We start from the raw sequence: 25,727 nt of genomic DNA on the forward strand, positions 1-25,727 counted from the left end.
TTGGGCTCCGCAAACAGGGTAGAGCGCCTTAAATGGCGGCGCCCAGGGTGAATATCAAGTCGGCGCCGCCATGGCTTCACGTGCTGGGCGGGGCCAGCTCGACGCTGACCAGACGATCCATGGAGCGGCCGATGTAAAAGGTAAAGGGCCGGCCCAGGTCCATGGCCATGCCCTCGCACTTGCCCATGAAGCCTATGTGTTGCAACGGAGAAATCTCTCCATCCTCGTGGTACTGCAAGCCCAGGGAACCGACACTGAAGCCGACGCGGTCGGCCCGGCGATCCACTCGCGTGCCCCAGGAGGTCTTGATCGCGGACAGTTGGATGCGGTTGTCGAACAGCATCTGGTTGAGCGTGGGGTTGGCGAACCTGATGTTGCCGAACAAGAACTGCGCCGGTTCGCGCTTGTTGTCTTTCCACTCCAGATACACGTTGTAATCCCCTGGTCCGCTCCCGGCCTTGCTGCCCATCTGGCTGAACGGCATGCCCGGTGCCTGGAGGGTGGCCTGGTATTGGCAAAACGCCTCGTTGGGCGTGCCGGTGGCCGAGAGCTTGCCGCTGATCAATTCCTCCATCGAGTAATGAAACAGCACATCGGCGTATTTCACCGGCTCCAGCGCCAGCGAGAAGCGCCGCGGCAAGGCCATGGCTCTTTTGCGGTACTCGGGGTTGGTGTATTTCCCGATTTCCGGGGCGATCTCCAGAACGGCCTCGAAGGTGCCGGCTGCGCGCGCCTCGACAATCTCGCTGAACAGCTCCTGCAGGCGTTGGCGCTGGGTTTCGGGCACGTCGCTGTCCAGGCTGATATGCAAGGTCTTGTCGTCCTTGCGGTCCATCTCCAGGCCGATCTGGTCAGGCTCGATGCCGATCCCGGCGGCCATCTGAGTGATGGTTTCGGCGAAGTACGGCACGATCTGGGCCTGCTTGGGGTTACCCACGGTGTCCTGGAAGTGCAGGGTGAGGTAGGTCTGCTTGCAGCCGGTCAGCAGCATCAGCAGCAGGGCTGCGGTGTAGAGGCGTCGGTTCAATGGAGGTCCTTGTTACGCAATGGCGCTTAGCGGTAGTCGACGCGGGTCAAGCGATCCAGGGTCCGGCCTATTTGAAAGGTGAATGGCCGACCCAGGGCCTGCATCTTTTGATCGCACAGCGCTTGCAGCTCGTCCTTGCGGGTGTCGAAGGGCAGGGCTGAGGTCAGGGTCTGGACACCGATGGAACCGATGACGATGGCGAATTCGTCAAGGGGCACCGGCGCGGGCTGGGTGCTTTTCGAGCTGGAAGGCCAGGCCTGGATGGTTTTTTGCTGCATGTGCCGGTTCAGGTCCGGGTCATCGAAATGCACCTTGAGCGGTACCTTGGCGATGCTGCCGCTGCGGGTCAGCAAGGAGATCAGGCCACGCTCGCTGTTGTCCTGTTCAAGGGCTTCGTAGCCGATCAATTTCAAGCGCGTGGGCATTGTCAGGTGTGCGGTGATCTTGCAACTGACCGGGCCTTCGATTTCGCTGCGGTTGACGATGGCACGCAGGCTGTCGTCGTAGCTGCGGTCCAGCAGCATCTCGAACGTCGGGTCGAACTTGAGGGTGGCATCGATGCTGTCCGGCAGTCCGCTGGGGCCGGATGGGGTAACGCTGGCCTGGGCGTTGTCCAACTCCAGGTGCAGGTTCATGGAACTGGCATTGCGCGCGCGGGTGACCTGCTCGAAGACGGCCTTGAGGCGGCCCCGTTGTTCCGGGCTCAGGGAGTAGTCCAGCAGGCGCAGGTGGATCACTTTGTCATCCTCCTTGTCGCGCTCCAGGGCGATGGCATCCGGGTCCAGGCCCTGGGCGCTGAGCGCCGTGTAAATACTCTGCTTGTACGCCTCGTGCACCAACTGGTCGGAGAATTGCGGGCCGGCCTTGGGATCGGAGCGCACCGAGTCCTGGAAGTGCAGGGTGGCGAAGTCTTCCTTGCACCCGGTCAGCCAGAGCAGCAGGGGTAACAGCAGCAGGTAGCGAGTTTTCATGGTGGACTCTTGCAGGGCATCGACGGGGTTAGTGGCAGGGGCGAGCGGTGAAAGTGGCAGCCAGGCCTTCTGTGTGTCATTGGGCCAGGCGATGCCCGTTGAGGGCGATGACCACGGCGAACTTCTTGGCGATCACCACTTCGGCCTGGTTCTTGGTGGCCAGGAAATTTTCCATCGGGTAGGGGAATTCCACGGGGATGCCGCCGATCGACATGTGCTTCAGCGTCTGGGACTGCAGCTCGATGCTGTCGCTCCCGGCGCCGCCGCCAATCAGGTAGACGTGGTCGCTGACCGGCTGGTAAGACATGCCGCCGCGGCCCTGGATTCGCTGCAGGCTGGCGGTCTGTTTGGCCAGTTCGTCCAGTTCGACCTGGGTGATGGTGCGGTGCGGTTTGCCGTGCAGGCGCAGGTCCTGCAGGTTCATGCGGTACTTGGCGCGGCGGCTCAGGTAGATGATCGCCGACACCAGGCCAATGGCGGTGAAGACTCCGGCGACCAGGGTCAGGAACAGGTTCATGCGCATCCTTGCAGGTACTGGAAGTCAGGGTTGCGCATTATCCGTATCCGCTGTCGACGGGTCCATGCGCAATCTTGTGTTTGGCGTTTTTGTGCACGACGGCTGAGGCGTTGGTCGAAGCTCATGAGTCCGTCGCAATCGCTCACACACTGCTCGGCAAGCCCGTTCGTTGGCTGTCTAGGCTTGAAGCACGTGAGCACCGCTGGACTGACCGCGGATATAGCATCTTGAGATATCTAATGCTCGCATCTAACGTTAATAGCACTATGCGATAGGGACATTGCATGCACATCGTCACCGCAAAACGTATCCGGCAGGCCAAGGAGCAATGGCCGCAAGTCGCGCGGGCGCTGGATACCTGGTATCGCAAGGCCAAAGGCGCCAGGCCGGCTGATTTCGCCGACATGAAGGCCTTGTTCCCGGCGCTAGACAAGGTCGGGGGCTTTCATGTTTTCGACCTTGGCGGCAACAAACTGAGGCTGATCGCAATCGTGCGCTATGGGGGGCAGCGCCTCTGTATCAGGCATGTGCTGGATCACGGCGAATACGACAAGGGGCTGTGGAAGGAGGAATCACAATGAGTCTTCAGGTTAAGCAAGCGGCGGAGCACTGGCCGTTCGTTGCGCCCATATTGCGCAAACCCAAGAGCGAGGCCGATTACGACGCGCTGGCCCTGGCACTCGATGAGCTGTTGGACATCATGGGCGAAGACGAATCGCACCCACTGGCTTCGCTGGTGGACATCATGGGTGACTGGATCGAGGCCTACGACGAAGAGCACCATCCGATGCCGGCGGTCAGCGCAGTGGAGGTTCTACGTTCGTTGATGCGTGAACATGGCCTGACTCAAAGCGACCTGCCCGGTGTGGGCGCGCAGTCGGTGGTCTCGGAAGTACTCAGCGGCAAGCGCCAGCTCAACCTGCGGCAGATCCGCTGGCTGGCCGAGCGCTTCAAGCTGTCGATGGAGACCTTCGCCTGAGTCAGGACGAGCAGCTGATTTCCAGGTGCTTGCCCCACTCTGGCGGACGTTCGGCATACCCTTGCATGCCCTCTTGCTCCTCAAAAGGCCGGCTCAGCACCTGATGCAGGCGACGCACCTCCGAGTAATCGCCTGACTCGGCGGCGTCGATGGCCTTCTGCGCCAGATAGTTGCGCAGGATGTACAGCGGGTTGACCGCGTGCATGCGCTCCCGGCGCAGGTCCTGGCCCTGGATCGGATCGCGGGCGACCCGTTGCCGATATTGCTCGGCCCAGGCATCGAAGCCGTCGCGGTCGACGAAGTCGTCCCGCAGCCGGGCCAGCGCCTGGTCCGGCGCTTGCTCCCCCAGGCGGCGGAAGAACAGGCTGTAGTCGACGCCGCTGTTCTGCATCAGTTGCAGCAGGCGTTCCACCAGCTTCTGGTCGTCGTCCTCGGCCTGAGTGAAGCCCAGGCGCCGACGCATCAGGTCCAGGTAATGGGCCTGGTACAGCGGCAGGAACAGGCCCAGGGCCTCACGCAGCGCCTCGACGCTGATGAATGGCGTCAGGGCCTGGGCCAGGGCGCTGAGGTTCCACTGGCCGACGGGCACTTGGTTGCTGAAGGAGTAGCGGCCCTGGTCATCGGAGTGGTTGCAGATGAAGTGGGCGTCGAAATCATCGAGAAAGGCGAACGGGCCGAAGTCAAAGGTGATGCCCAGGATCGACATGTTGTCGGTGTTCATCACCCCGTGGCAGAAACCGTAGGCCTGCCATTTGGCGATCAGTTCGGCGTTGCGTTCGACGATCTCGCGGAACATCGCCAGATAGGGTTCAGGCTGCTCCAGGCACTCGGGGAAATGCAGGGCCAGCACATGCTCTCCCAACTGCTTCTGCTGTTCGGGTTTCTTGGTGTAGTAGAAGTACTCGAAATGCCCGAAGCGGACATGGCTCGGCGCCAGGCGCAGGACCATCGCCCCGCGCTCCTGTTTCTCGCGCCATACCGGGGTGTCCGAGCCGATCACGCACAGGGCGCGGCTGCTGGGGATGCCCAGGGCATGCAGGGCCTCGGAGGCGAGGAATTCACGGATCGACGAGCGCAATACGGCACGTCCATCGCCCATGCGGGAATACGGCGTCTGCCCGGCGCCCTTCAGGTGCAGGTCCCAGTGTTCTCCCGCCTGGTTGTAGACCTCGCCCAGTAGCAGTCCGCGACCGTCCCCCAGTTGCGGGTTGTAGGAACCGAACTGATGCCCGGAATAGACCATGGCCCGGGGCTCGGCCTCGGCCCACAGCTTGTGCCCGCCGAACAGTTCGGCGAACACCGGGCTTTCGGCCACGGCCGGGTCCAGGTCCAGCAGCGCCATGGCCGCCGGGCTGGCGGCCACCAGCCTGGGGTTGTCGAGGGGTTCGGGCAGTACGTGGGTCGAGAAGGCGTCGCCCAGGCGGGCGAAGCGGTTGTCGAAGGTCAGTTCGTCGAGGGCTTTCAACGGCCATCTCCCAGCAGAATGTCCGAGCATTCTGCTAGGGATAGGGGCCTTAGTCGAGTTTGCCGGGCGGCGGTTCCTGCAGCGGCTTGCCCCCGGGCACCGGGACGATGGTCTTGGCCTCCGGCTCGATGGGCACCATCTTGTATTCCTGGCCGTGGAGGTTTTTCAGGTAGACCTCCATCTGCCGGAACGAGATGTTGATGTGCTGCTTCTTGAACTCGCGGTTGATGAAGCGGTTGACCTCGTCCACCACCGGGTTGCGGTCCCCCAGCTCGCGCACGTGCATGCGCAGTTCGTGGTCCAGGGTGCTTTCACCGAAGTTGAGGAAGTACACCTGAGGCTCCGGTTCCTTGAGCACCCGCGGGTTGTCCCGGGCGGCCTTGAGCAGCAGCTCCTTGACCAGGTCCAGGTCCGAGCCGTAGTCGACGCCGAGCTTGAGGGTCACCCGGGTCACGGTGTCGGTCAGCGACCAGTTGATCAGTTGCCCGGTGATGAAGGTCTGGTTGGGGACGATGATGTCCTTGCGGTCGAAGTCGGTGATGGTGGTGGCGCGGATGCGGATCTTGCTCACCGTGCCCGACAGGTTGCCGATGGTGATGGTGTCGCCGATGCGCACCGGCCGCTCGAACAGGATGATGATGCCGGAGATGAAGTTGGCGAAGATCGCCTGCATGCCGAAACCCAAACCCACCGACAAGGCCGCCACCAGCCACTGCAGCTTGTCCCAACTGACGCCGAGGGTGGCCAGGGTCGAGACGAAACCTATTCCGGCAATGGCGTAGGACAGCAGGGTGGTGGTGGCGTAGGCGCTGCCCTGGGCCAGATTCAGCTTGGACAGCACCAGCACTTCCAAGAGGCCTGGCAGGTTGCGCGCCAGGGCTAGGGTGATGCCGACAATGATCAGCGCACCGATCACGTCGCCGATGCTGATGGGCACCATGCTCATGTTGGCGCCGGTGCCGCTGGTGTATTCGTAGAGGGTGATGTTGTCCAGGTAGGAGAACACCGTGATCAGGTCCGACCAGACCCAGTACAGCGCGGCGATGAAGCCGCCCAGCAGGGCCAGGCGGATCAGGCGCAGGGATTGTTCGTTGACCTTCTCGATGTCCATGGTCGGCTCTTCGACCACTGCGTCGCCGCTTTCCCCGGCTTCCTTGGCCGCCTGGCGTTTGCTCAGGGCCCGCTGGTAGGCCAGGCGCCGTGCTGCAACGCCGAGTCCGCGGACGAAGGTAGCCTCGATCACCAGCCAGAACATCAGCAGGTACAGGGTGTTGATCAGGCGGTCGCTGAGCTTCAGCGCGGTGTAGTAGTAGCCGAAGCACACGGCGATGAACAAGGCGATTGGCAGCAGGGTGAATAGCAGGCCCAACGCCTTGCGGAACAGCGAGGCATTCTCGTGGGCCGGGCTGCTCAGCAACAGGCGGCTCAGCAGCCAGGCCATCAGCCCGTAGCAGGTCAGCACCACGGCGATGCCGAGCACGTCATCGGCCAGGGCTGCGGGCTGGTGCTCGGCCACCGCCACCACGGCCACCAGCGCCAGGACCACCAGCCCCAGGCGCCGGACCCAGCCCTGGAGGAATTCCACCTGGGGTTTTTCCCAGCGGAAATGCAGTTCGGCCACGCCGCCGGGGGCGAGTATCCGATAGGCGGTGTAGAACACCAGCCAGGCCTGGGCGATCTGCAGCAGCGCCGCACCGAGGTTGGCGTTCTGCCCCCGGGCATCGATCTGCAGGGCATAGCCGCACAGCGCCAGGGCCAGGGTGACCGGCATCGCCAGAAGAATGTTCACCAGGATCGCCAGGGGCGTGTGCCACTGGCTGTCGCGTTTGAAGTGGCCGATGTCCTTGTGCACCTTGTTCAGGCGCGCATAGAGGTTCTTGCGCCGCCACAGCAGGGCGCCAATCAGCAGCGCCAGGGGCAGGAACAGCAGCGGCCGCTGCGCCAGACCGTCGGTCAGCTCACTGAGGCTGGAGGCCCAGGGCAGGGTGGTGACCTGTTTCTCCAGGCGCTGAGGGACGTCCTGCAGCCACTCGGCGTCCAGAGGCTTGTTGCTGGGAATCCAGAACATCTGCTCGTCGAGGGTCGCCCGCAGGCTCTGGGACGTGCTCAACAGTTGTTTCTGGTTCAGTTGCAGGGTGATGGATTCATTGAGCAGGGCGCTGAGCTCGCGGTTCAGGCGCTCCAGCAGATCGACGCGGGTCATGGCCAGCTCGATCAGGGTCCGGCGCAGTTGCGGCGTGACCTGCTCCGGCGGCTGGCTCTTGAGCAGGTTGTCGACGTAGGTGCTGGGGCTGCCCAGCAATTCGCGCTGCTGGTTGACCTCGAATTGATAAAGGCGGATATCGGCGATTTCGTCCGCCAGGTCGCGATCCAGCTTCAGGCGTGGCAAGGCCTGTTTCTGCTTGTAGAGAATCTTCGACAGCAGCAGGCTGCCCTTGAGCACGTTGATCTGCTCGTCCAGGGCCGCGTCGCTTTGGGTCACGCTGTCCAGTTGCTGTCGGGTCTGCAGGTTCTGCTGGGTCAGTTCGTTGAGGCGGTCGGTGCTCTTGAGCAGGTAGTCGGAGAGCTTGAGGTTGGTGGCGCTTTCGGTGGTCAGCAGGCTGCTGCTGCCGGCCTTCTGCGCCTCGATGGACTGCTGGGTCACGGTTTCCTGGGACTGGGCCAGGCGCTTCTGGTTGATCAGGGTTTGCAGGTCCTGGATTTCCTGCTCCAGGCGCGCGGTCTTTTCCATCAGCAGGTCATGCTGGCTGCTGCCCAGGTCCTGCAACTGGCTGTTGCCCGCCAGTTCCTGGCGGCGCAGGGGAATCAGGGCGTTGATCGCCGCCAGTTCGGCATTCAGCAGATTGCGTTGATCGGCGCCGAGCAGCTTGCCGCCGTCCTTGCCGGACTTGAGTGCGGCGTTGATCTGCAGGATGCGGGTCTGGCTGCTGCTGATTTCCGCCTGGGCCCGTTCGGGACGGGTCTGGGCGGTGATGGTCAGGGTGTTGGCGTCGGCCAGGGCCTTTTGCAGCTCGCCTTGCAAGGTGGTGCGTTCGCTCAGCAGTTGCTCCAGTTGCGACACCGCCAGCGAGCCATAGCGCTGGGCCACCGGTACGACTTTACTGGCCTTCAGGCGTGCCAGCTCGCGCTGGTTTTCCGTGGTCTGGCGCGGCGCGTTGCTCAATTGCTGGCGCAGGTCGTTGAGGCGCCGCTCGTAGTCCTGCTTGTTGTTCAGGTGATTCAGGGTGTTTTGCAGCAGGGTCTGCAGGGCCTTCTGATCGGCTTCCGGCAATTTGCGTTCGGCGATCTTGTCCAGGCTTTGCTGGACCGACTCGGCACTGGGCGGATCGCCGCCCTGTGCGGCGCCGACAGAGAGACTCAGGCCCAGCAGGGCAACAGCGAAAAATTTACGCAAGTTAGGCATAGAAGTCGGTCAAGCAACTAGAAATGGGGGGGGACGCGTCGCGACCAGGTCTGACGCGCTCCGCAGTTTAGAGGAAGAGGCCGGGGCCGGGGCGACTTCCTTCGGGGAATCTGACGCCCACTTTGCCGATCTTGTTCCCGTCCATCACCGCCACGGTCCAGATGGTGTTGTTCCACTCCACCTGGTCGCCGACCACCGGTGCACCGCCGACCTTCTGGGCGATGAACGCGCCCAGGGGCATGTCCGCGTCCTGGCCGTCGAGCTTGAGCCCGTAGAGCGCCGACACCGCGCCCAGCTGGGCGTCGCCTTCAAGAACGAAGTCGCCGAAGAAGCGCAGGTCCAGCCCGCGCTCCGGCGCCTGGCTGAAGAGTTTGCCCAGGGCTGGAAGGTTGTGTTCATGGCCGATCACGCACAGCAGGTCATCGGCCTCAAGCACGGTACTACCCGACGGATGGAGCAGTTGCTGGCCGCGAAACAGGGCCGCGATCCGTGTGCCTTCGGGCATTTTCAGCTCCCGCAGGGCGGCGCCGATGCACCATTTTTCCGCCCCCAGGCGGTAGACGAACAGTTCCCACTCGCTGGTGACGTGAACCTCCAGGGCCGCCCGGGAAATCGGTGCTGGCTCCGGCGGCACCGTGACCTTGAGCCACTTGGCCACCCACGGCAGGCTGGTGCCCTGGACCAGCAGCGAGATCAGCACGATAAAGAACGCCAGGTTGAAGTACAGCTGGGCGTTGGGCAGCCCGGCCATCAACGGGAACACCGCGAGAATGATCGGCACCGCGCCACGCAGGCCGACCCAGGAGATAAAGGCCTTTTCCCGGCCGTGGAAGGCCTTGAACGGCGCCAGGCCCACCAGCACCGACAGCGGCCGGGCGAACAGGATCATCCACAGCGCCAGGCCCAGGGCCGGCAGGGCGATGGGCAGCAGATCGTGTGGGGTGACCAGCAGCCCCAGCACCAGGAACATGCCGATCTGTGCCAGCCAGGCCATGCCGTCGAGCATGTGCAGGATGCCGTGGCGGCTGCGCACCGGGCGGTTGCCGATCACCAGGCCGCACAGGTACACGGCGAGGAAACCGCTACCGTGCAGGGCGTTGGTCAGGGCGAACACCACCAGACCGCCGGCCACCACCAGGATCGGGTACAGGCCGTTGGCCAGATGAATGCGATTGACCAGTTGCAGCATCAGCCAGCCGCCCCCCAGGCCGATTAACGCGCCGATACCGAATTCGCGGATCAGGTCCCCCAGCAGGCTCCAGTGCAAGCCGGTGTGGCCCTTGGCGAGCATGTCGATCAGGGTCACGGTGAGAAACACCGCCATCGGGTCGTTACTGCCGGACTCAATCTCCAGGGTGGCGGTGACCCGCTCGTTGAGGCCCTTGCCCCCCAGCAGGGAGAACACCGCCGCGGCGTCGGTGGAGCCGACGATGGCACCGATCAGCAGCCCCTGGATCAGGTTCAGGTCGAACAGCCAGGCGGCAGCCATGCCGGTCAGCCCAGTGGTGATCAACACCCCCACCGTGGCCAGGGACAGCGCCGGCCACAGGGCCACGCGGAAACTCGCGACCCGGGTGCGCAGGCCGCCGTCCAGCAGGATCACGGCCAGGGCCAGGTTGCCCACCAGGTAGGCGGTCGGGTAGTTGTTGAAGATGATGCCGCCGCCGTCGACTCCGGCGCTCATGCCCACGGCGAGGATGATCACCAGGATCGGGATGCCGAGACGGGATGAAAGTGAGCTCACCAGAATGCTCGCACCTACCAGCAACGCGCCGATCAAGAACAGGCTGTTGATGGTCGTCGCATTCAAAGGCAGTACTCCAGAGCGAAAAAGGCGGGCGCAAACTGACCATGCAGTCTGCGTGCCAGCGATTCTAACCTGTTGAAATGCGCCACTGTCAAAAAGCTTTTGATGACAGTGGCGGATTTTTCTGGTGTGAATTCCGGCGCCGATTTACCGGCGTGTTGCGGGGCTGGCGAGCGGCTTCAGAGGCTGAAGCGCGCGACCATGCTGTTGAGGTCCACGGCCAGTCGCGACAGCTCGTTGCTGGCTGCACTGGTCTGGTTGGCGCCGGTGGCCGACTGCACCGACAAGTCGCGGATGTTCACCAGGTTGCGGTCCACTTCCCGGGCCACCTGGGCCTGTTCTTCGGCGGCGCTGGCGATCACCAGGTTGCGTTCGTTGATCTCGATGATGGCGCTGTTGATGGTGTCCAGCGACAGGCCGGCGCCACGGGCGATGTTCAGGGTCGACTCGGCGCGCTCGGTGCTGTTGCGCATGGAGTCCACGGCGTGCTCGGTGCCGCTCTGGATGCTGCCGATCATGCGTTCGATTTCGCTGGTGGACTGCTGGGTGCGGTGCGCCAGGGCACGCACTTCGTCGGCGACCACGGCAAAGCCACGACCGGCCTCACCAGCACGGGCGGCTTCGATGGCGGCGTTGAGGGCCAGCAGGTTGGTCTGGTCGGCCAGGCCGCGAATCACGTCCAGTACCTTGCCGATGTCCCGCGACTCGTTGGCCAGGTCGCCGATCAGGCTGGCGGTGCCTTGCACGTCGGAACTCATGCGCTCGATGGCGGACACGGTTTCCTGCACCAGATCGCGACCGTCGCCGGCGGAGGAGGTGGCGTTCTTCGAGGCTTCCGAGGTGCTCACGGCGTTGCGTGCCACTTCTTCCACGGCGCTGGTCATTTCATTGACTGCGGTGGCGGCTTGCTCGATTTCGTTGTTCTGCTGGGTCAGGCCACGGGCACTTTCCTCGGTGACGCAATTGAGCTCTTCGGCTGCCGATGCCAGTTGGGTGGCGGAACCGGAAATGCGCTGCAGGGTGTCCCGCAGTTTTTCCTGCATCTTGGCCATGGCGCGCAGCAGGCGTCCGGCTTCGTCATTGCCGTCGACCTTGATCGGCCGGGTCAGGTTGCCTTCGGCGATTTCTTCGGCGGCGCTCAAGGCGTTGGCGATCGGTACGGTGATGCTGCGGGTCAGCAACCAGGCGAACAGCAGGGTCAGGCCGGTGGCCAGCACCAGCAGGGCCACCACCAGGTTGAAGGCCGAGGAGTACTGTTCGGCGGCCTGCTGGTTGGTGTCGACGGTCTGCTGGGTGTTGATCTCCATCAGGCGGTTGAGCACGGTGTTCATGGCTTCCGAGTTGTTCAGCAGGTCGGTGTTGAGCAGGTTGCGCAGCTCTTCCACCTGATTGCCGCGGGACAGGGACCTCATCCGCTCTTCGATCTGCCGGTACTGTGTCAGCAACTGGACGTACTGCTCGTAGGCGGTCTTTTCCTCGGGGCTCGTGATGAACTTCTCGTAGGTGACCTGGGCGGCGCGGATCTGCTGGTTGCGCATGTCCAGCAGTTCGATGGTCTTTTGCTGGACATCGGGTTCACGGTTGACCAGCAAACGATAGGACAGCACCCGCAGACGCAGGGTCAGCTGGGTGAACTCGTCGAGGCTCTTGATGCTCGGCACGCTGTTCTGGGTGATGTCCTCGGCGGCGCCGCGGATCTTGCTCATCTGGTTCAGGGCGAACACCCCCAGGATCAGCATCAAGCCGCCGATCATGGCAAAGCCGAGGAAGGCCCGCGGAGCGATATTCATATTGCGTAGGGACATGGTGAGTACCAAAAAGGGCGCATCCGTGCGGGGGCTTGAGACTGATCTACCGTGACTTATCGGTCGTACGACTAAAGTCTTGAGTCGCGCCGTGGATTTAGCCTTTTGGCTACGCACCGGGCCGGGAGTGTCAATGGCTGACTGCATCGGCCCCAGGCCCGTAATAGAGCCCTGGAGCCGGGAGAAGGGCGTTTACAGCTGGAAGCGGGTCACCAGATTGTTCAGGTCAGCGGCCAGGATCGACAGTTCACTGCTGGCGGAGCGGGTCTGGTTGGCACCCGTGGTGGACTGCACCGACAGGTCGCGGATGTTCACCAGATTGCGATCCACTTCCCGAGCCACCTGGGCCTGTTCTTCGGCGGCGCTGGCAATGACCAGGTTGCGCTGGTTGATTTCGTTGATGGCGCTGTTGATGGTGTCCAGGGACTGGCCGGCGCTGCGGGCGATGTTCAGGGTCGAATCGGCACGTTCGGTGCTGTTGCGCATCGACTCCACCGCCTGCTCGGTGCCGCTCTGGATGCTGCCGATCATGCGTTCGATTTCACTGGTGGACTGTTGGGTGCGGTGCGCCAGGGCACGGACTTCGTCGGCGACCACGGCAAAGCCGCGGCCGGCCTCGCCGGCACGGGCGGCTTCGATGGCGGCGTTGAGGGCCAGCAGGTTGGTCTGGTCGGCCAGGCCGCGAATCACGTCCAGTACCTTGCCGATGTCCCGCGACTCGTTGGCCAGCTCGCCGATCAGGCTGGCAGTGTCTTGCACGTCACCGGTCATGCGTTCGATGGCCGAGACGGTTTCTTGCACCTTGTCCCGTCCGTCCCCGGCGGATTGGGTGGCGTTTTGCGAAGCTTCGGAAGTGCTCACAGCATTGCGCGCGACTTCTTCCACGGCGCTGGTCATTTCATTGACCGCGGTAGCCGCCTGCTCGATTTCATTGTCCTGTCGAGTCAGGCCACGAGCACTTTCGTCGGTGACGCTGTTGAGCTCCTCGGCGGCCGAGGCCAGTTGGCCGGCGGAACCGGAAATGCGCTGCAGGGTGTCCCGCAGTTTTTCCTGCATGGTCAACATGGCCTGCAGCAGGCGGCCGGCTTCGTCGCGGCCATCCACGGTGATCGGCTGGGTCAGGTTGCCTTCGGCGATCGCTTCGGCCGCATGCAGGGCGTTGTCGATCGGCAGGGTAATGCTGCGAATCAGCCGCCAGGCAAACACCAGGGTCAGGGCGGTGGCCATTACCAGCAGTGTCACCACCAGATTGAAGGCGGTGGCGTATTGCTCGGCCGCCTCTTGATCGGCGGCGCTGGAGTAGTGGGTGTTGATGTCCACCAGTTGATTGAGAAGGGCGTTGATCTTTTCGGCGCTGGCCATCAGCTCGGTGTTCAGCAGCTGCTGCATGCTTTCGAGCTGGTTGTTGTGCGACAGCTCGATCAACTGGCCTTCCAGTTGGCGGTGGTGGGTCAGCAGTTCCATGTACTGATCGTAAGCGGCCTGCTCCTCCGGGCTGCTGATGAGCTTCTGGTAGCGGGCCCGGGTTTCATCGATTTTCTGGTTGCGCTGGCTGATGGAGTCCAGGGTCTTTTGCTGTTCCTCAGGGTCGCGGTTGAGCAGCAGCCGGTAGGCCTGGACCCGCAGGCGCAGGCTCAGTTGGGTGAAATCGTCGACGCTCTTGATGCTGGGAATGGTGTCCTGGGTGATGCGTTCGGTGGCTGCGCGGATCTTGCTCATTTGACTCAGAGCGAAGATCCCGAGAAACAGCATCAAGCAACCGATCACGGCAAAGCCGAGGAATGCTCTCGGAGCGATATTCAGGGTGCGCAGGGACATTGAATCTACCTCGGATGTGCGCGGCTTGCGCGATTGGGTCTGGGAAGTACCTGTGCTATCGCGTTGAAAAAACGCTTCTTGAATCGCCGGGAGTGATTTCAGAAAAGTCTGATCACATGTTGGGATAATTCGTAAAAGTCCGAAGCATCCGACCGAACGTCAGGAACCCGAGGCGCGAATGACAGTCTCTAACAGCTCTCGCGTGAGGGTCATCGCCAGTAAAATCAAGGCCTTGCGCCTGGATATCCCTGGTATCCAAGGTGACTTTTCTTTATCGTACGCGCCCTTTGCAAACAGCCCGGAAGATCAAAATGTTGGAAGCATCCCTCAGCCAATTGGAACAGTTGGTCAGTGACCTGGTGGTACAGAACCAGGAGCTGCTCGGCACGAACGAAACCCTCAAGGAGCAACTGGCCCAGGCCAAGGATGAAAACGAAAGCCTGCAGTTGAGCCTCATGGAACAGGAAGAAAAACAGGGCGCTACCGCCGCCCGCATCCAGGCTCTGGTTGAGCGCGTCAGTGCGAGCCCGGCCAACCCATGAGACATCACATCGATGGGGTGAAGGTGGTCTCGATCCTGGGCGAGGATTACTCGATCAAGGCGCCGGCCGGTGAGGAACAGACCCTCATGGACGCCGCGCTGATGCTCAAGGCGGCCCTGGCCGACACCAAGAAAAAATACCCGACGCTGATTGGCGAGCGCCTGCTGGTGCTGGCAGCGATGAACCTGTGTTCGCAGCAGATCGAAATGAAAAAGCAGCACGCCCAGGCGCTTGAGCGTTATCAGGAGCAGGTGAGCGCCACCGTCGAGGTGATCGCCAAGACCATTCAACAGAATTGATGGAAGTGCACACAGCTGACGGGTAATGGGTTGGACAAGCAGAAGCATTGTTTGTATACAACTTCCCGCGGCTGGCGCGGTATCTCAGCCTCTTATAACCATAAGAAAGAGGTGTTCCATGCAATTCTGGCGACGCAGTATTCAATGGCAACTGATCCTCAGCATGGGTTCGGCCCTGCTGGTCAGTCTGCTGGTGGTCGTAGCGATCTACACGGTGCTGATCAATCACCTGACCCAGAGCTACTTGGTGGACAGGGCGCTGCCTTCGAGCATCGAAGCCATGCGCAACGATATCGAGCGCATTCTGACCCAGCCTCTGACCGCCGCCCGTGACCTGGCCGGCAACGGCATGCTGCGCGACTGGCTGGCGGCAGGCGAAGACCCGGCCCGGGCGCAGAGCTTCATCAGCTACCTGGAAGACATCCGCGCCGAGAACCAGGCCTTCACCACCATGATGGCCAGCCCGCTCAGCCATCACTATTACAACCAGAAAGGCCTGGACCGGACCCTGAGTCGGGATAATCCGAAGGATGTCTGGTTCTATCGCTTTATCGACAGCGGCAAGCCGCGGGTGCTGAACATCGATGTCGATGTTGCCAGTGGCGAGCTGGCGCTGTTCATCAACTACCGGGTCGAGAAAGACGGTGAGCTGGTGGGGGTCACCGGCCTGGGCTTGCGCATGACCGAGCTGTCGCAACTGATTCACGACTACAGCTTTGGCGAGCGTGGCCGGGTGTTCCTGGTGCGCAACGATGGTTTGATCCAGGTGCATCCGGACGCTGAATTCAGTGGCAAGCGACAGTTGTCCGAGCAGATCGGCGCGAGCGCCGCCGAGGCGCTGATGGGACACGAGGGGCTGACCAGCAGTCATTTCGAGCGTGACGGCGAAGACTACCTGGCCCTGAGCCTGCCGCTGCGCGGCTTTGGCTGGAGCCTGGTGGCCGAGGTACCGCAGGCGCAGATTTACGCCGAGGCGCACCGGGCGATCTGGCTCACCAGTCTGATCGGCCTGGGCATCGCCGGCGTCTGCCTACTGCTGGTTGTACTGCTGGCCCGTGGCCTGGTACGTCCGGTGCGACAGGTGACCGAAGGGCTGGTGGCCATCGGCAGCGGCGGTGGCGACCTGACCCTGCGCCTGGATGCCAGCCGTGCCGACGAGCTGGGGGATCTGGCCCGGGGTTTCAACCGTTTTCTCGACAGCCAGCGCGGCATGATCGGTGAGGTGTTGGCCACCACCGAACGCCTGCGTTCCTCAGTGAGCCAGGTGGCGGCGGTGGTGGAGAACACCGCCGAGCGCTCCGGCCGGCAGCAGGAAATGACCGACATGGTGGCCACTGCGGTACATGAGATGGGGCTTACCGTGCAGGACATTGCGCGCAATGCCGGGCAGGCGGCGGACGCTTCCCAGGCGGCCCGGGATGAAGCCCAGCAGGCCCAGGACGTGGTAGGCGGTTCGATTCGGCATATCGAGAGCATGTCCGGTGAAATCGCTCTGGCCGCCGGTGCCGTGGGCGAACTGGCGGAACAGGTGGCCTCCATCGATCAGGTGCTGGCGGTGATCCGCGGGGTTTCCGAACAGACCAACCTGCTGGCCCTCAACGCTGCCATCGAGGCGGCTCGGGCCGGGGAAATGGGCCGTGGCTTTGCGGTGGTGGCCGATGAAGTCCGGACCCTGGCCCAGCGTACCCAGACCTCCACCGATGAGATCCAGCAGATGATCCAGGGCCTCAAGCAGGGGGCGGAGAACGCCGTGTCCTCGATGCATGCGGGGCAATCGGCCACCGGCACCGGGGTTCAGTCCAGCCAGCAGACCGGGGCCTCACTGACGGCGATCACCGGGCAGGTGGAGCGTATCAGCGACATGAATCAGCAGGTCGCCACTGCCACGGAAGAACAGTCGGCGGTGACCGAAGAGATCAACCGCAATGTTCAGGGCATTTCCGAACTGGCCCGGGCCACCGCGGCTGAAGTGCACACCTGTCGTGAGGATTGCCAGACCCTGCAGCGCCTGGCCGAAGACCTGGCGCGCCAGGTGGGTGGTTTCAAGCTGCACTGAGCGAAGGGGCGCGGGCCTGGCAGCGAACCGCCTGTGCGCTGTGCCAGGCCTGAGGCTTGCGCCGGCAAGCCGGCTCCTACAGGTGTGGAGTGAGCCTTCTGCTAGAAGCTGGCTTGCCAGCGAATAGCGCTGCGGTGTGACAGGCCGCCTCGGCCTCAGAACCAGGCGTCCTGCATCTCCAGGCAGGTGGCGTCCCGTGCTTCCAGCAGGGTCAGTTCATGCTGGCAGCCCGGCACTTCCCAGGTCAGGAAGTAGCGCGCGGCCTGCAGTTTGCCGTGATAGAAATCCCGGTCCCCGGCATGGCCTCGCGCCAGTCCTTCTTCGGCCTTGATGGCCTGTTCCAGCCAGCGCCAGCCGATCACCGCGTGGCCGAAGGCCTTCAGATACAGCGCCGAGTTGGCCAGGGTCGCCGTGACCTTGCCGCTGGCCAGGTCGCCCAGCAGACCCAGGGTCACGCTCTGCAGGCGCGTCACCAGCTGCTCCAGAGGCAGGCGCAGGGCATCCAGCGACGCATGGGCGCGGGCCCGCTCGCCCGTCTCGGCGATCAGGCGGATCAGGCGCTTGAGCCCGGCGCCGCCGTTCTGCGCCAGCTTGCGCCCCAGCAGGTCCAGGGACTGGATGCCGTGGGTGCCTTCATGGATCGGATTCAGGCGATTGTCGCGGTAGTACTGCTCCACCGGGTATTCCCGGGTGTAGCCGTGACCACCGAGGATCTGGATCGCCAGCTCGTTGGCCTTGAGGCAGAACTCCGAAGGCCAGGACTTGACGATGGGCGTCAGCAGGTCCAGCAGTTCATGGGCCTGCTGGCGCTCGGCCTCGCTGGCCAGGGTGGTGGTGTCATCGAACAGCCGCGCCGCATACAGCCCCAGGTCGAAGGCGCCTTCAACATAGGCCTTCTGGGTCAGCAGCATGCGGCGCACATCGGCGTGCTGGATGATGGCAACCGGTGCGGTGGTCGGGTCCTTGCTGTCCGGCAGGCGACCTTGCGGACGCTCGCGAGCGTATTCCAATGAATACAGATAGCCGGCATAACCCAGCATCACCGCGCCCATGCCGACGCCGATCCGTGCTTCGTTCATCATCTGGAACATGTAGCTCAGGCCGTGATGGGGCTTGCCCACCAGGTAGCCCACGCAATTACCGTTATCGCCGAAGTTCAGCGCGGTGGAAGTGGTGCCGCGCCAGCCCATCTTGTGGAACAGCCCGGCCAGCAGCACGTCGTTGCGCGGCCCCAGGCTGCCGTCATCGTTGACCAGGAACTTGGGCACGATAAACAGGGAAATGCCCTTCACCCCGGGCGGCGCGTCCGGCAGCTTGGCCAGGACCATGTGCACGATGTTTTCCGACAGCGGGTGGTCGCCGCCGGAGATGAAGATCTTGTTGCCCTTGAGCCGGTAGCTGCCGTCGGCAGCCGGTTCGGCGCGGGTGCGGATATCAGACAGCGACGAACCGGCATGGGGCTCGGTCAGGGCCATGGTGCCGAAGAAGCGGCCATCGATCATGGGCTGCAGGAAGCGGTGTTTCTGTTCGTCGGTGCCGAAGCTCTCGATCAGGTTGGCCGCGCCCATGGTCAGGAACGGGTAGGAAGTTGTGGCCGCGTTGGCCGCCTGGAAGTGGGCGAAGCAGGCCTGGGACAACAGGGTCGGCAGCTGCATGCCGCCCGCGTCGAAACTGCGCGCGGCGTTGAGGAAGCCGGCTTCGAGGAAGGCGTCCACCGCCGGTTTCACTTCAGGGATCAGCACCGCCTGGCCATCCTCGTAGCGCGGCTCGTGTTCATCGCCCTTGCGGTTGTGCGGGGCGAAGTACTTCTCGGCGATGTTGCGCGCGGTGCCCAGGGCGGCATCGAAGGTTTCGCGATTGTGCTCGGCAAACCGCTCGCGCTGGGTCAGACCTTCGGCGTCGAGCACCTCATACAGTTCGAAAGCCAGATTGCGGGAACTGAGCAGCGTCTCGGACATGGCGGCATACCTGTTGGCTAGGGAATGGGCCGAGTCTAGGCGCGTGAATAAAGGCTGAATAGCAAGATTGATCTGGGTGATAAAGATGCCAAACAGGCGCAGCCCCTGTCGCCGCTGCCGAAGGCTGCGATAAGTCCCGCCGGGACTTTGGCTGCAATGAAATTGCTACGGCCGTTGCGGCCGATCGCAGCCTGCGGCAGCGGCTACAGGACATTGCATCGGGCAAAAAAAAAGAGCGCCGCTGAGGGCGCTCTTTTCCATGGTGCTGACTATCGGCTTCAGCCGATGGTCATCAGGCTGGCGTTGCCGCCGGCCGCTGCGGTGTTGACGCTCAGGGCGCGCTCGATCACCAGGCGTTCCAGGGCAATCGCCGTCTCGCCCTGGGACAGGCCCTGGACGCCGACGATGGCGCCGGCACGCTGGGCCACTTGCTGGCAAACGCCGCGCAGTTGGTCAGAGTCGCCGTGATGCAGGACCGCGTCGAATACCACGTCGTCCTTGGTCCAATCCGCCACCCGCTGGATGCGTGCTTGCACGTCCTTGGGCAGACGGGCGAACAGCGCCTTGCTGAGGTCGCTTTCCGGCCAGACTGCCGAACCGCCTACGGCCAGTACGGCCGCCAGTTGGGTCAGCAGGTCGCCCTCGACCTCCGCCAGGCACAGGACGTGCTCGCGGGGCAGGATGGCGTAGCTGTTGCGCTCGCCGGTCGGGCCGTTCAGCTGGCGGGTGATACCGCTTTGCGACTGGCTGGCGAACTGTTTGCACAGGGTCGCCAGTTCCACCAGTTTGCTGCTCTCGGCCCAGGCTTGCAGGGCGTTGAGCGGCTTGCCGAGGGCTTCGCGCAGGCGCAGGTCCGGGGCGTTGGCGGCATCGGCGCGAACGAAGGATTGCTCGATGGCATCCACCGGACGGGTCGACAGCAGGCGGTACAGGTACAACGGACCGCCGGCTTTCGGGCCGGTGCCCGACAGGCCTTCGCCGCCGAACGGCTGCACGCCGACCACGGCACCGACGATGTTGCGGTTGACGTAGACGTTACCGGCGTTGACGTTGTCCACCACCTTGGCAATGGTTTCGTCGATCCGGGTGTGCACACCCAGGGTCAGGCCGTAGCCGGAAGCGTTGATCTGGGCGATCAGTTGGTCGATGTCTTTGCGCTTGTAGCGCACTACGTGCAACACCGGACCGAAGATCTCGCGCTGCAGTTCATCGAAGCTTTCCAGTTCGATCAGGGTCGGCATGACAAAGGTGCCACGCTTGCATTCTTCGCTGTCGGCGATGGCCATCTGGTACACGCTGCGACCTTTGTCGCGCATGGCCTGGATGTGCTTCTCGATGCCGGCCTTGGCTTCGGCGTCGATTACCGGGCCGATGTCCACCGACAGGCGCTCCGGGTTGCCCAGGCGGTTTTCGGCCATGGCGCCCTTGAGCATTTCGATCACGCGGTCGGCGGAATCTTCCTGCAGGCACAGCACGCGCAGGGCCGAGCAACGCTGGCCGGCACTGTCGAAGGCCGAGGACACCACATCGATGACCACTTGTTCGGTCAGGGCCGAGGAGTCGACGATCATGGCGTTCTGGCCACCGGTTTCGGCGATCAGCGGGATCGGCCGACCCTGGTTGTCCAGGCGCCCGGCGATGTTGCGCTGCAGCAGGCGCGCGACTTCGGTGGAACCGGTGAACATCACGCCCTTGACGCGCTCGTCACCGACCAGGCGGGCACCGACGCTTTCGCCCTGGCCCGGCAGCAGTTGCAGCACGCCTTCAGGAATCCCGGCTTCGAGCAGCAGGCGCACGGCCTGGGCCGCCACCAGCGGGGTCTGTTCGGCCGGCTTGGCCAGTACCGGGTTGCCGGCGGCGAGGGCGGCGGCGACCTGGCCGCTGAAGATCGCCAGCGGGAAGTTCCACGGGCTGATGCACACCACAGGACCCAGCGGACGGTGGGCGTCGTTGCTGAAGTCATTGCGGGCCTGCACCGCGTAATAACGCAGGAAGTCCACGGCTTCACGCACTTCGGCGATGGCGTTGGCGAAGGTCTTGCCGGCCTCGCGGGCCAACAGGCCCATCAGCGGCTGGATCTCGGCTTCCATCAGGTCGGCGGCGCGTTCCAGGATCGCGGCGCGTTCGGCCGGCGGCGTGGCCTGCCAGATCGGCGCGGCGTTCAGCGCGCACTGGATGGCGTTGTCGACGTCTTCGATCGTGGCTTCCTGGACGTGACCGACCACATCGCGATGATCCGACGGGTTGAGGACCGGCGCCGGGGTTTCGCTGCTGGCGGCGCAACCGAGCATTGGCGCGGCTTTCCAGTGGTTGTGAGCGCTGGCCAGCAGGGCGCAGGACAACGACGCCAGGCGGTGTTCGTTGGCCATGTCGATGCCGGCGGAGTTGGCGCGCTCGCTGCCATACAGGTCACGCGGCAGCGGAATGCGTGGGTGCGGCAGGCCGAAGCCGCCTTCCAGGGTGGCCATCTGCTCGATCTGCGCCACCGGGTCGGCCACCAGCTCTTGAATCGAGATCGACTGGTCGGCGATGCGGTTGACGAAGGAGGTGTTGGCGCCGTTTTCCAGCAGGCGGCGTACCAGGTAGGCCAGCAGGGTTTCGTGGGTGCCGACCGGTGCGTACACGCGGCACGGACGGTTCAGCTTGCCATCGGCAACCTTGCCCACCACTTGCTCGTACAGCGGTTCGCCCATGCCGTGCAGGCACTGGAACTCGTACTGGCCGGGGTAATAGTTCTGACCGGCAATGTGGTAGATCGCCGACAGGGTGTGGGCGTTGTGGGTGGCGAACTGCGGGTAGATGACTTCCGGCACCGACAGCAGCTTGCGTGCGCAGGCGATGTAGGAAACGTCGGTGTACACCTTGCGGGTGTAGACCGGATAGCCTTCCAGGCCTTCGACCTGGGCGCGCTTGATCTCGCTGTCCCAGTAGGCGCCCTTCACCAGGCGGATCATCAGGCGGTGACGGCTGCGGCGGGCCAGATCGATGACGTAGTCGATGACGTACGGGCAGCGCTTCTGGTAGGCCTGGATCACGAAGCCGATGCCGTTCCAGCCGGTCAGCTGCGGCTCGAAGCACAGGCGCTCCAGCAGGTCCAGGGACAGCTCCAGGCGGTCTGCTTCCTCGGCGTCGATGTTCAGGCCGATGTCGTATTGCTTGGCCAGCAGGGTCAGGGATAGCAGGCGCGGGTACAGCTCTTCCATCACCCGCTCGTACTGAGCGCGGCTGTAGCGCGGGTGCAGCGCCGAGAGCTTGATGGAGATGCCCGGGCCTTCATAGATGCCGCGGCCGTGGGAGGCCTTGCCGATGGAATGGATGGCCTGCTCGTAGGACGCCAGGTATTTCTGCGCGTCGTGCTCGGTCAGCGCCGCTTCGCCGAGCATGTCGTAGGAGTAGCGGAAGCCCTTGGCTTCGAACTTGCTGGCGTTGGCCAGGGCTTCGGCGATGGTTTCGCCGGTGACGAACTGCTCGCCCATCAGGCGCATGGCCATGTCCACGCCCTTGCGGATCATCGGCTCGCCGCTCTTGCCGATGATGCGGCTCAGGGATGAGGTCAGGCCGGCTTCGTTGTGGGTCGACACCAGCTTGCCGGTGAGCAACAGGCCCCAAGTGGCGGCGTTGACGAACAGCGACGGGCTGTTGCCCAGGTGCGGCTGCCAGTTGCCGGTGCTGATCTTGTCGCGGATCAGCGCGTCACGGGTGCCCTTGTCGGGGATGCGCAGCAGGGCCTCGGCCAGGCACATCAGTGCCACGCCTTCCTGGGACGACAGGGAGAACTCCTGCAGCAGGCCCTGGACGATACCGGCACGGCCACCGGCGCTCTTCTGGTTACGCAGCTTCTCGGCGATCGAGGCGGCCAGCTTGTTGGCGGCTTCGGCGGTGGCGGCCGGCAGACGCGCCTGCTCCAGCAGCATCGGCACCACTTCCGGTTCCGGGCGGCGGTAGGCAGCGGTGATCGAGGCGCGCAGCACCGATTGCGGGAGGATGCTCTCGGCAAATTCGAGGAAGCATTGGTGAGCGTGATCGGTCAGCACATCGCCGGCGTCGTCGCCGTCCTTGGTGGTGACACTGCTCAGCTCGGTCAGGGTTGCACCACCCTCGAGTTTTTCCAGGTAATTGAAAATCGCCTGCTTGATCAGCCAGTGCGGCGTACGATCGATCGAGGTCGCAGCGGCCTTGAGGCGCTCGCGGGTTGGGTCGTCGAGTTTGACCCCGAGGGTGGTGGTAGCCATATTTTTATCCTCATGTTTGCCACGCACGTGTGGCATCAGCTGGCGGCAAGATTATCCGTGCGCCGAAATAGGTGCAACCGGGTGCAACCCTTTTTTCGCTGGAATAAATAGCAGCTCGTCAGGAAATCAATATTGCCTCCTGGCTCCCGTATTGCCTTGGTGCATTTAATTCTGGCGGGTGGATTTCTTGCTCCAAAAAGGAGCAAAAAAGTTGTCGTCGTCGGTAAATGCGACAAGGTGCAACTTAATTGGATGAAACTGGTTGCACCTTGTTTAATTTGTTGAATAGGATTCGCGCCCAAGGTGCAACCTGTCTTTTGCGACTCGGTTCATCGGCCAATGGCTTTCCTGGGGAAACATTGGTCATAAAACGTGCGCGATGGCCGATCGTCTTCCAAACTGTAAAAGCTGGGTGACGGTACTGCTGACCGCCGCTACATAAAAACAAAGCCAGGGCGTAACTCAAATGAGTGCAAGCAATCCAACCTTGATCACGTTCGTGATCTACATCGCAGCAATGGTGCTGATCGGCTTCATGGCCTATCGCTCCACCAACAACCTTTCCGACTACATTCTTGGCGGCCGCAGCCTGGGCAGCGTGGTGACCGCGCTTTCCGCTGGTGCTTCCGACATGAGTGGCTGGCTGCTGATGGGCCTTCCGGGCGCTATCTACATGTCGGGTCTGTCGGAGAGCTGGATCGCCATCGGACTGATCGTCGGTGCCTACCTGAACTGGCTGTTCGTTGCCGGTCGTCTGCGGGTGCAGACCGAGCACAACGGTGATGCTCTGACCTTGCCGGACTACTTCTCCAGCCGTTTCGAAGATAAAAGCGGCCTGCTGCGCATCATCTCCGCAGTGGTGATCCTGGTGTTCTTCACCATCTACTGTGCCTCCGGCATCGTGGCCGGTGCCCGTCTGTTCGAAAGCACCTTCGGCATGCCTTACGAGACGGCGCTGTGGGCTGGCGCGGCGGCGACCATTGCTTACACCTTTGTTGGTGGCTTCCTGGCGGTGAGCTGGACCGATACCGTGCAGGCCACGCTGATGATCTTCGCGTTGATCCTGACCCCGATCATCGTGCTGTTGGCCACCGGTGGCGTCGATACCACCTTCCTGGCGATCGAAGCCAAGGACCCGACCAGCTTCGACATGCTCAAGAACACCACCTTTATCGGCGTGATCTCGCTGATGGGCTGGGGCCTGGGCTACTTTGGTCAGCCACACATCCTGGCGCGTTTCATGGCGGCGGATTCGGTGAAGTCGATCGCCAATGCCCGTCGTATCTCCATGACCTGGATGATCCTGTGCCTGGGCGGCACCGTGGCCGTGGGCTTCTTCGGTATCGCCTACTTCTCGGCGCATCCTGAAGTGGCCGGTCCGGTGACCGAGAACCCTGAGCGTGTGTTCATCGAACTGGCCAAGCTGCTGTTCAACCCGTGGGTAGCCGGCGTGTTGCTGTCGGCCATTCTGGCGGCGGTGATGAGTACCCTGAGCTGCCAGTTGCTGGTGTGCTCCAGCGCCCTGACCGAAGACTTCTATAAAGCCTTCCTGCGCAAGCACGCCTCTCAAGTTGAGCTGGTATGGGTCGGTCGCGCCATGGTGCTGGTGGTGGCGCTGGTCGCCATCGCCATGGCCGCCAACCCGGAAAACCGCGTGCTGGGCCTGGTGAGCTACGCCTGGGCCGGCTTCGGTGCGGCGTTCGGTCCTGTGGTGCTGATCTCGGTGCTCTGGAAGGGCATGACCCGTGACGGCGCGCTGGCCGGGATCATCGTCGGTGCCGTCACCGTGATCCTGTGGAAACACTTCGCTCTGCTGGGGCTGTACGAAATCATCCCGGGCTTCATCTTCGCCAGCCTGGCAATCGTGCTGGTGAGCAAGATGGGTGCTCCAAGCGCTGGCATGGTTCAGCGTTTTGAAGCGGCCGAGAAGGATTTCAAGCTCAACCACTGAGTGCGCAAATCCTGCCTTGATCGTTCGGGGCAATGAAAACGGCCCGCTGCGTCACCGCAGCGGGCCGTTTTTTTTGCGGTTCGGGTAGCCGCTGCCGCAGGCTGCGAACGGCCCGTAGGGCCGCGGCGCTCTCAAGGTCGATGAGCTCCGATGGGGGATCGCCAGGCAAGGCCCTGCGGGCCTTTGCGCAGCCTCGCCATGGCTCGGCAGCGGCTACAGACCAATGCCGATCCGAGAGTGGTGTAGCCGCTGCCGCAGGCTGCGAACGGCCCTTAGGGACGCCGCGCTCTCAAGGCCGATGAGCTCCGACGGGGGATCGCCAAGCAAGGCCTTGCAGGCTCGGCAGCGGTAGGGTCAGTGCAGTTCTGCGTCCGGCTGGTTGAGGAAGATCAACACGCCAAGGATCGCCATGTAGAACTTGAAGGCCGCGTCCTGGCCATTCCAGGTCTGGGATTGCCACATCATGAACCACTCGCCACCCACCACCATGAAGCCGAAGAACCAGACGCAGAAGCCCAGGCAGAAGCCGGCAATGGCCCAGCCTTTGCGCCGGTTGAAGTAGCTGGCGACACCGTGTCGCGCCAGCCACAGGCGCAAGGCGCCAACGGCCAGCAATACCCCGGTCAGGGCCTCGCCGGTAATGATCAGCCAGTAGCCGACATTCCACAGCAGAGGCAGGGTCAGGGCGCGGTCGGTGGCGGTGTTGCCGGGGAAGACGCTGTCCATGCTCAGTACGTGCTGGACAAAGGCGAAGTTGGAGTCGTAGTCGCTGATGTTGTTGTAAGCCACCAGCAAGGCGAACGCCGCCACTGCCAGGGTCATGGTGATTTTTACGTAACGCACAATCATGTTGGGTTCCTTTGAGGGTGAGTAATGATCCTGGGGGCTGGTTGGGGG

General features: G+C 63.2%; 17 protein-coding genes. 6 read left to right on the forward strand and 11 right to left on the reverse strand.

Going from position 1 to position 25,727, the window contains the following annotated elements; all coding sequences use genetic code 11:
• Positions 1–76: 76 nt before the first annotated feature.
• The 3 genes from J5M73_RS26875 to J5M73_RS26885 form a co-directional block, all read right to left on the reverse strand.
• The gene (locus J5M73_RS26875) at positions 77–1,027 is read right to left on the reverse strand and encodes a hypothetical protein (protein ID WP_102862832.1); all 951 of its coding nucleotides are present in this window, start codon (positions 1,025–1,027) and stop codon (positions 77–79) included.
• 26 nt (positions 1,028–1,053) lie between these two features.
• Entirely contained in the window at positions 1,054–1,998 is a 945-nt protein-coding gene (locus J5M73_RS26880) for a hypothetical protein (protein WP_102862833.1), read from the reverse strand.
• Positions 1,999–2,074: 76 nt separating this feature from the next.
• Positions 2,075–2,515: an IgaA/UmoB family intracellular growth attenuator gene (locus J5M73_RS26885; RefSeq protein ID WP_102862834.1), complete on the reverse strand. Its 441-nt coding sequence runs from the start codon at positions 2,513–2,515 to the stop codon at positions 2,075–2,077.
• 284 nt (positions 2,516–2,799) lie between these two features.
• Here J5M73_RS26885 and J5M73_RS26890 point away from each other — a divergent pair, with 284 nt between their 5' ends.
• The gene (locus tag J5M73_RS26890; RefSeq protein WP_102862835.1) at positions 2,800–3,096 is read left to right on the forward strand and encodes a type II toxin-antitoxin system HigB family toxin; all 297 of its coding nucleotides are present in this window, start codon (positions 2,800–2,802) and stop codon (positions 3,094–3,096) included.
• Positions 3,093–3,494 (forward strand): transcriptional regulator, encoded by a 402-nt coding sequence (locus J5M73_RS26895; RefSeq protein WP_102862836.1) that lies wholly within the window; start codon positions 3,093–3,095, stop codon positions 3,492–3,494. The genes J5M73_RS26890 and J5M73_RS26895 overlap by 4 nt, the downstream gene beginning before the upstream one ends.
• Position 3,495: 1 nt before the next feature.
• Here J5M73_RS26895 and selO read toward each other — a convergent pair whose 3' ends face one another.
• The 5 genes from selO to J5M73_RS26920 all read right to left on the reverse strand — a co-directional run bounded on the left by selO (position 3,496) and on the right by J5M73_RS26920 (position 13,792).
• Positions 3,496–4,959: a protein adenylyltransferase SelO gene (selO, locus tag J5M73_RS26900; RefSeq protein WP_102862837.1), complete on the reverse strand. Its 1,464-nt coding sequence runs from the start codon at positions 4,957–4,959 to the stop codon at positions 3,496–3,498.
• Positions 4,960–5,008: 49 nt separating this feature from the next.
• Positions 5,009–8,362: a mechanosensitive channel MscK gene (gene mscK, locus J5M73_RS26905; RefSeq protein ID WP_102862838.1), complete on the reverse strand. Its 3,354-nt coding sequence runs from the start codon at positions 8,360–8,362 to the stop codon at positions 5,009–5,011.
• Positions 8,363–8,429: 67 nt separating this feature from the next.
• Positions 8,430–10,172, reverse strand: a complete 1,743-nt coding sequence (locus tag J5M73_RS26910; protein ID WP_102862839.1) for a potassium/proton antiporter — start codon at positions 10,170–10,172, stop codon at positions 8,430–8,432.
• 176 nt (positions 10,173–10,348) lie between these two features.
• Positions 10,349–11,974, reverse strand: a complete 1,626-nt coding sequence (locus tag J5M73_RS26915; RefSeq protein ID WP_102862840.1) for a methyl-accepting chemotaxis protein — start codon at positions 11,972–11,974, stop codon at positions 10,349–10,351.
• Positions 11,975–12,166: 192 nt separating this feature from the next.
• Positions 12,167–13,792, reverse strand: coding sequence for a methyl-accepting chemotaxis protein (locus J5M73_RS26920; protein ID WP_207816490.1), 1,626 nt, complete (start codon positions 13,790–13,792; stop codon positions 12,167–12,169).
• 311 nt (positions 13,793–14,103) lie between these two features.
• Between J5M73_RS26920 and J5M73_RS26925 the strand changes: the two genes are divergently transcribed.
• The 3 genes from J5M73_RS26925 (at position 14,104) to J5M73_RS26935 (ending at position 16,689) form a co-directional block, all read left to right on the forward strand.
• Complete coding sequence (locus tag J5M73_RS26925) at positions 14,104–14,334, forward strand: hypothetical protein (RefSeq protein ID WP_102862842.1); 231 nt, start codon at positions 14,104–14,106, stop codon at positions 14,332–14,334.
• Positions 14,331–14,633: a cell division protein ZapA gene (locus tag J5M73_RS26930; RefSeq protein ID WP_102862843.1), complete on the forward strand. Its 303-nt coding sequence runs from the start codon at positions 14,331–14,333 to the stop codon at positions 14,631–14,633. The genes J5M73_RS26925 and J5M73_RS26930 overlap by 4 nt, the downstream gene beginning before the upstream one ends.
• A 118-nt stretch (positions 14,634–14,751) precedes the next feature.
• Positions 14,752–16,689 (forward strand): methyl-accepting chemotaxis protein, encoded by a 1,938-nt coding sequence (locus tag J5M73_RS26935; protein ID WP_115581457.1) that lies wholly within the window; start codon positions 14,752–14,754, stop codon positions 16,687–16,689.
• 155 nt (positions 16,690–16,844) lie between these two features.
• Here the strand turns inward: J5M73_RS26935 and J5M73_RS26940 are convergent, their stop codons facing one another.
• Both J5M73_RS26940 and putA read right to left on the reverse strand, forming a co-directional pair.
• Positions 16,845–18,647, reverse strand: coding sequence for an acyl-CoA dehydrogenase (locus J5M73_RS26940; protein WP_102862845.1), 1,803 nt, complete (start codon positions 18,645–18,647; stop codon positions 16,845–16,847).
• A 278-nt stretch (positions 18,648–18,925) separates the two neighbouring features.
• Positions 18,926–22,879 (reverse strand): trifunctional transcriptional regulator/proline dehydrogenase/L-glutamate gamma-semialdehyde dehydrogenase, encoded by a 3,954-nt coding sequence (gene putA / locus J5M73_RS26945; RefSeq protein ID WP_102882051.1) that lies wholly within the window; start codon positions 22,877–22,879, stop codon positions 18,926–18,928.
• 466 nt (positions 22,880–23,345) lie between these two features.
• On the opposite strand from putA, the gene putP reads away from it, so the two are divergent.
• Positions 23,346–24,830, forward strand: a complete 1,485-nt coding sequence (gene putP / locus J5M73_RS26950) for a sodium/proline symporter PutP (RefSeq protein ID WP_102862847.1) — start codon at positions 23,346–23,348, stop codon at positions 24,828–24,830.
• Between the two features lie 354 nt (positions 24,831–25,184).
• On the opposite strand, the gene J5M73_RS26955 is transcribed toward putP, so the two are convergent.
• Complete coding sequence (locus J5M73_RS26955) at positions 25,185–25,679, reverse strand: DUF2165 domain-containing protein (protein WP_102862848.1); 495 nt, start codon at positions 25,677–25,679, stop codon at positions 25,185–25,187.
• Between the last annotated feature and the right edge of the window lie 48 nt (positions 25,680–25,727).

This window comes from Pseudomonas sp. 50_B, from assembly GCF_017491625.1.
Classification (GTDB): Bacteria; Pseudomonadota; Gammaproteobacteria; order Pseudomonadales; family Pseudomonadaceae; genus Aquipseudomonas; species Aquipseudomonas danubii.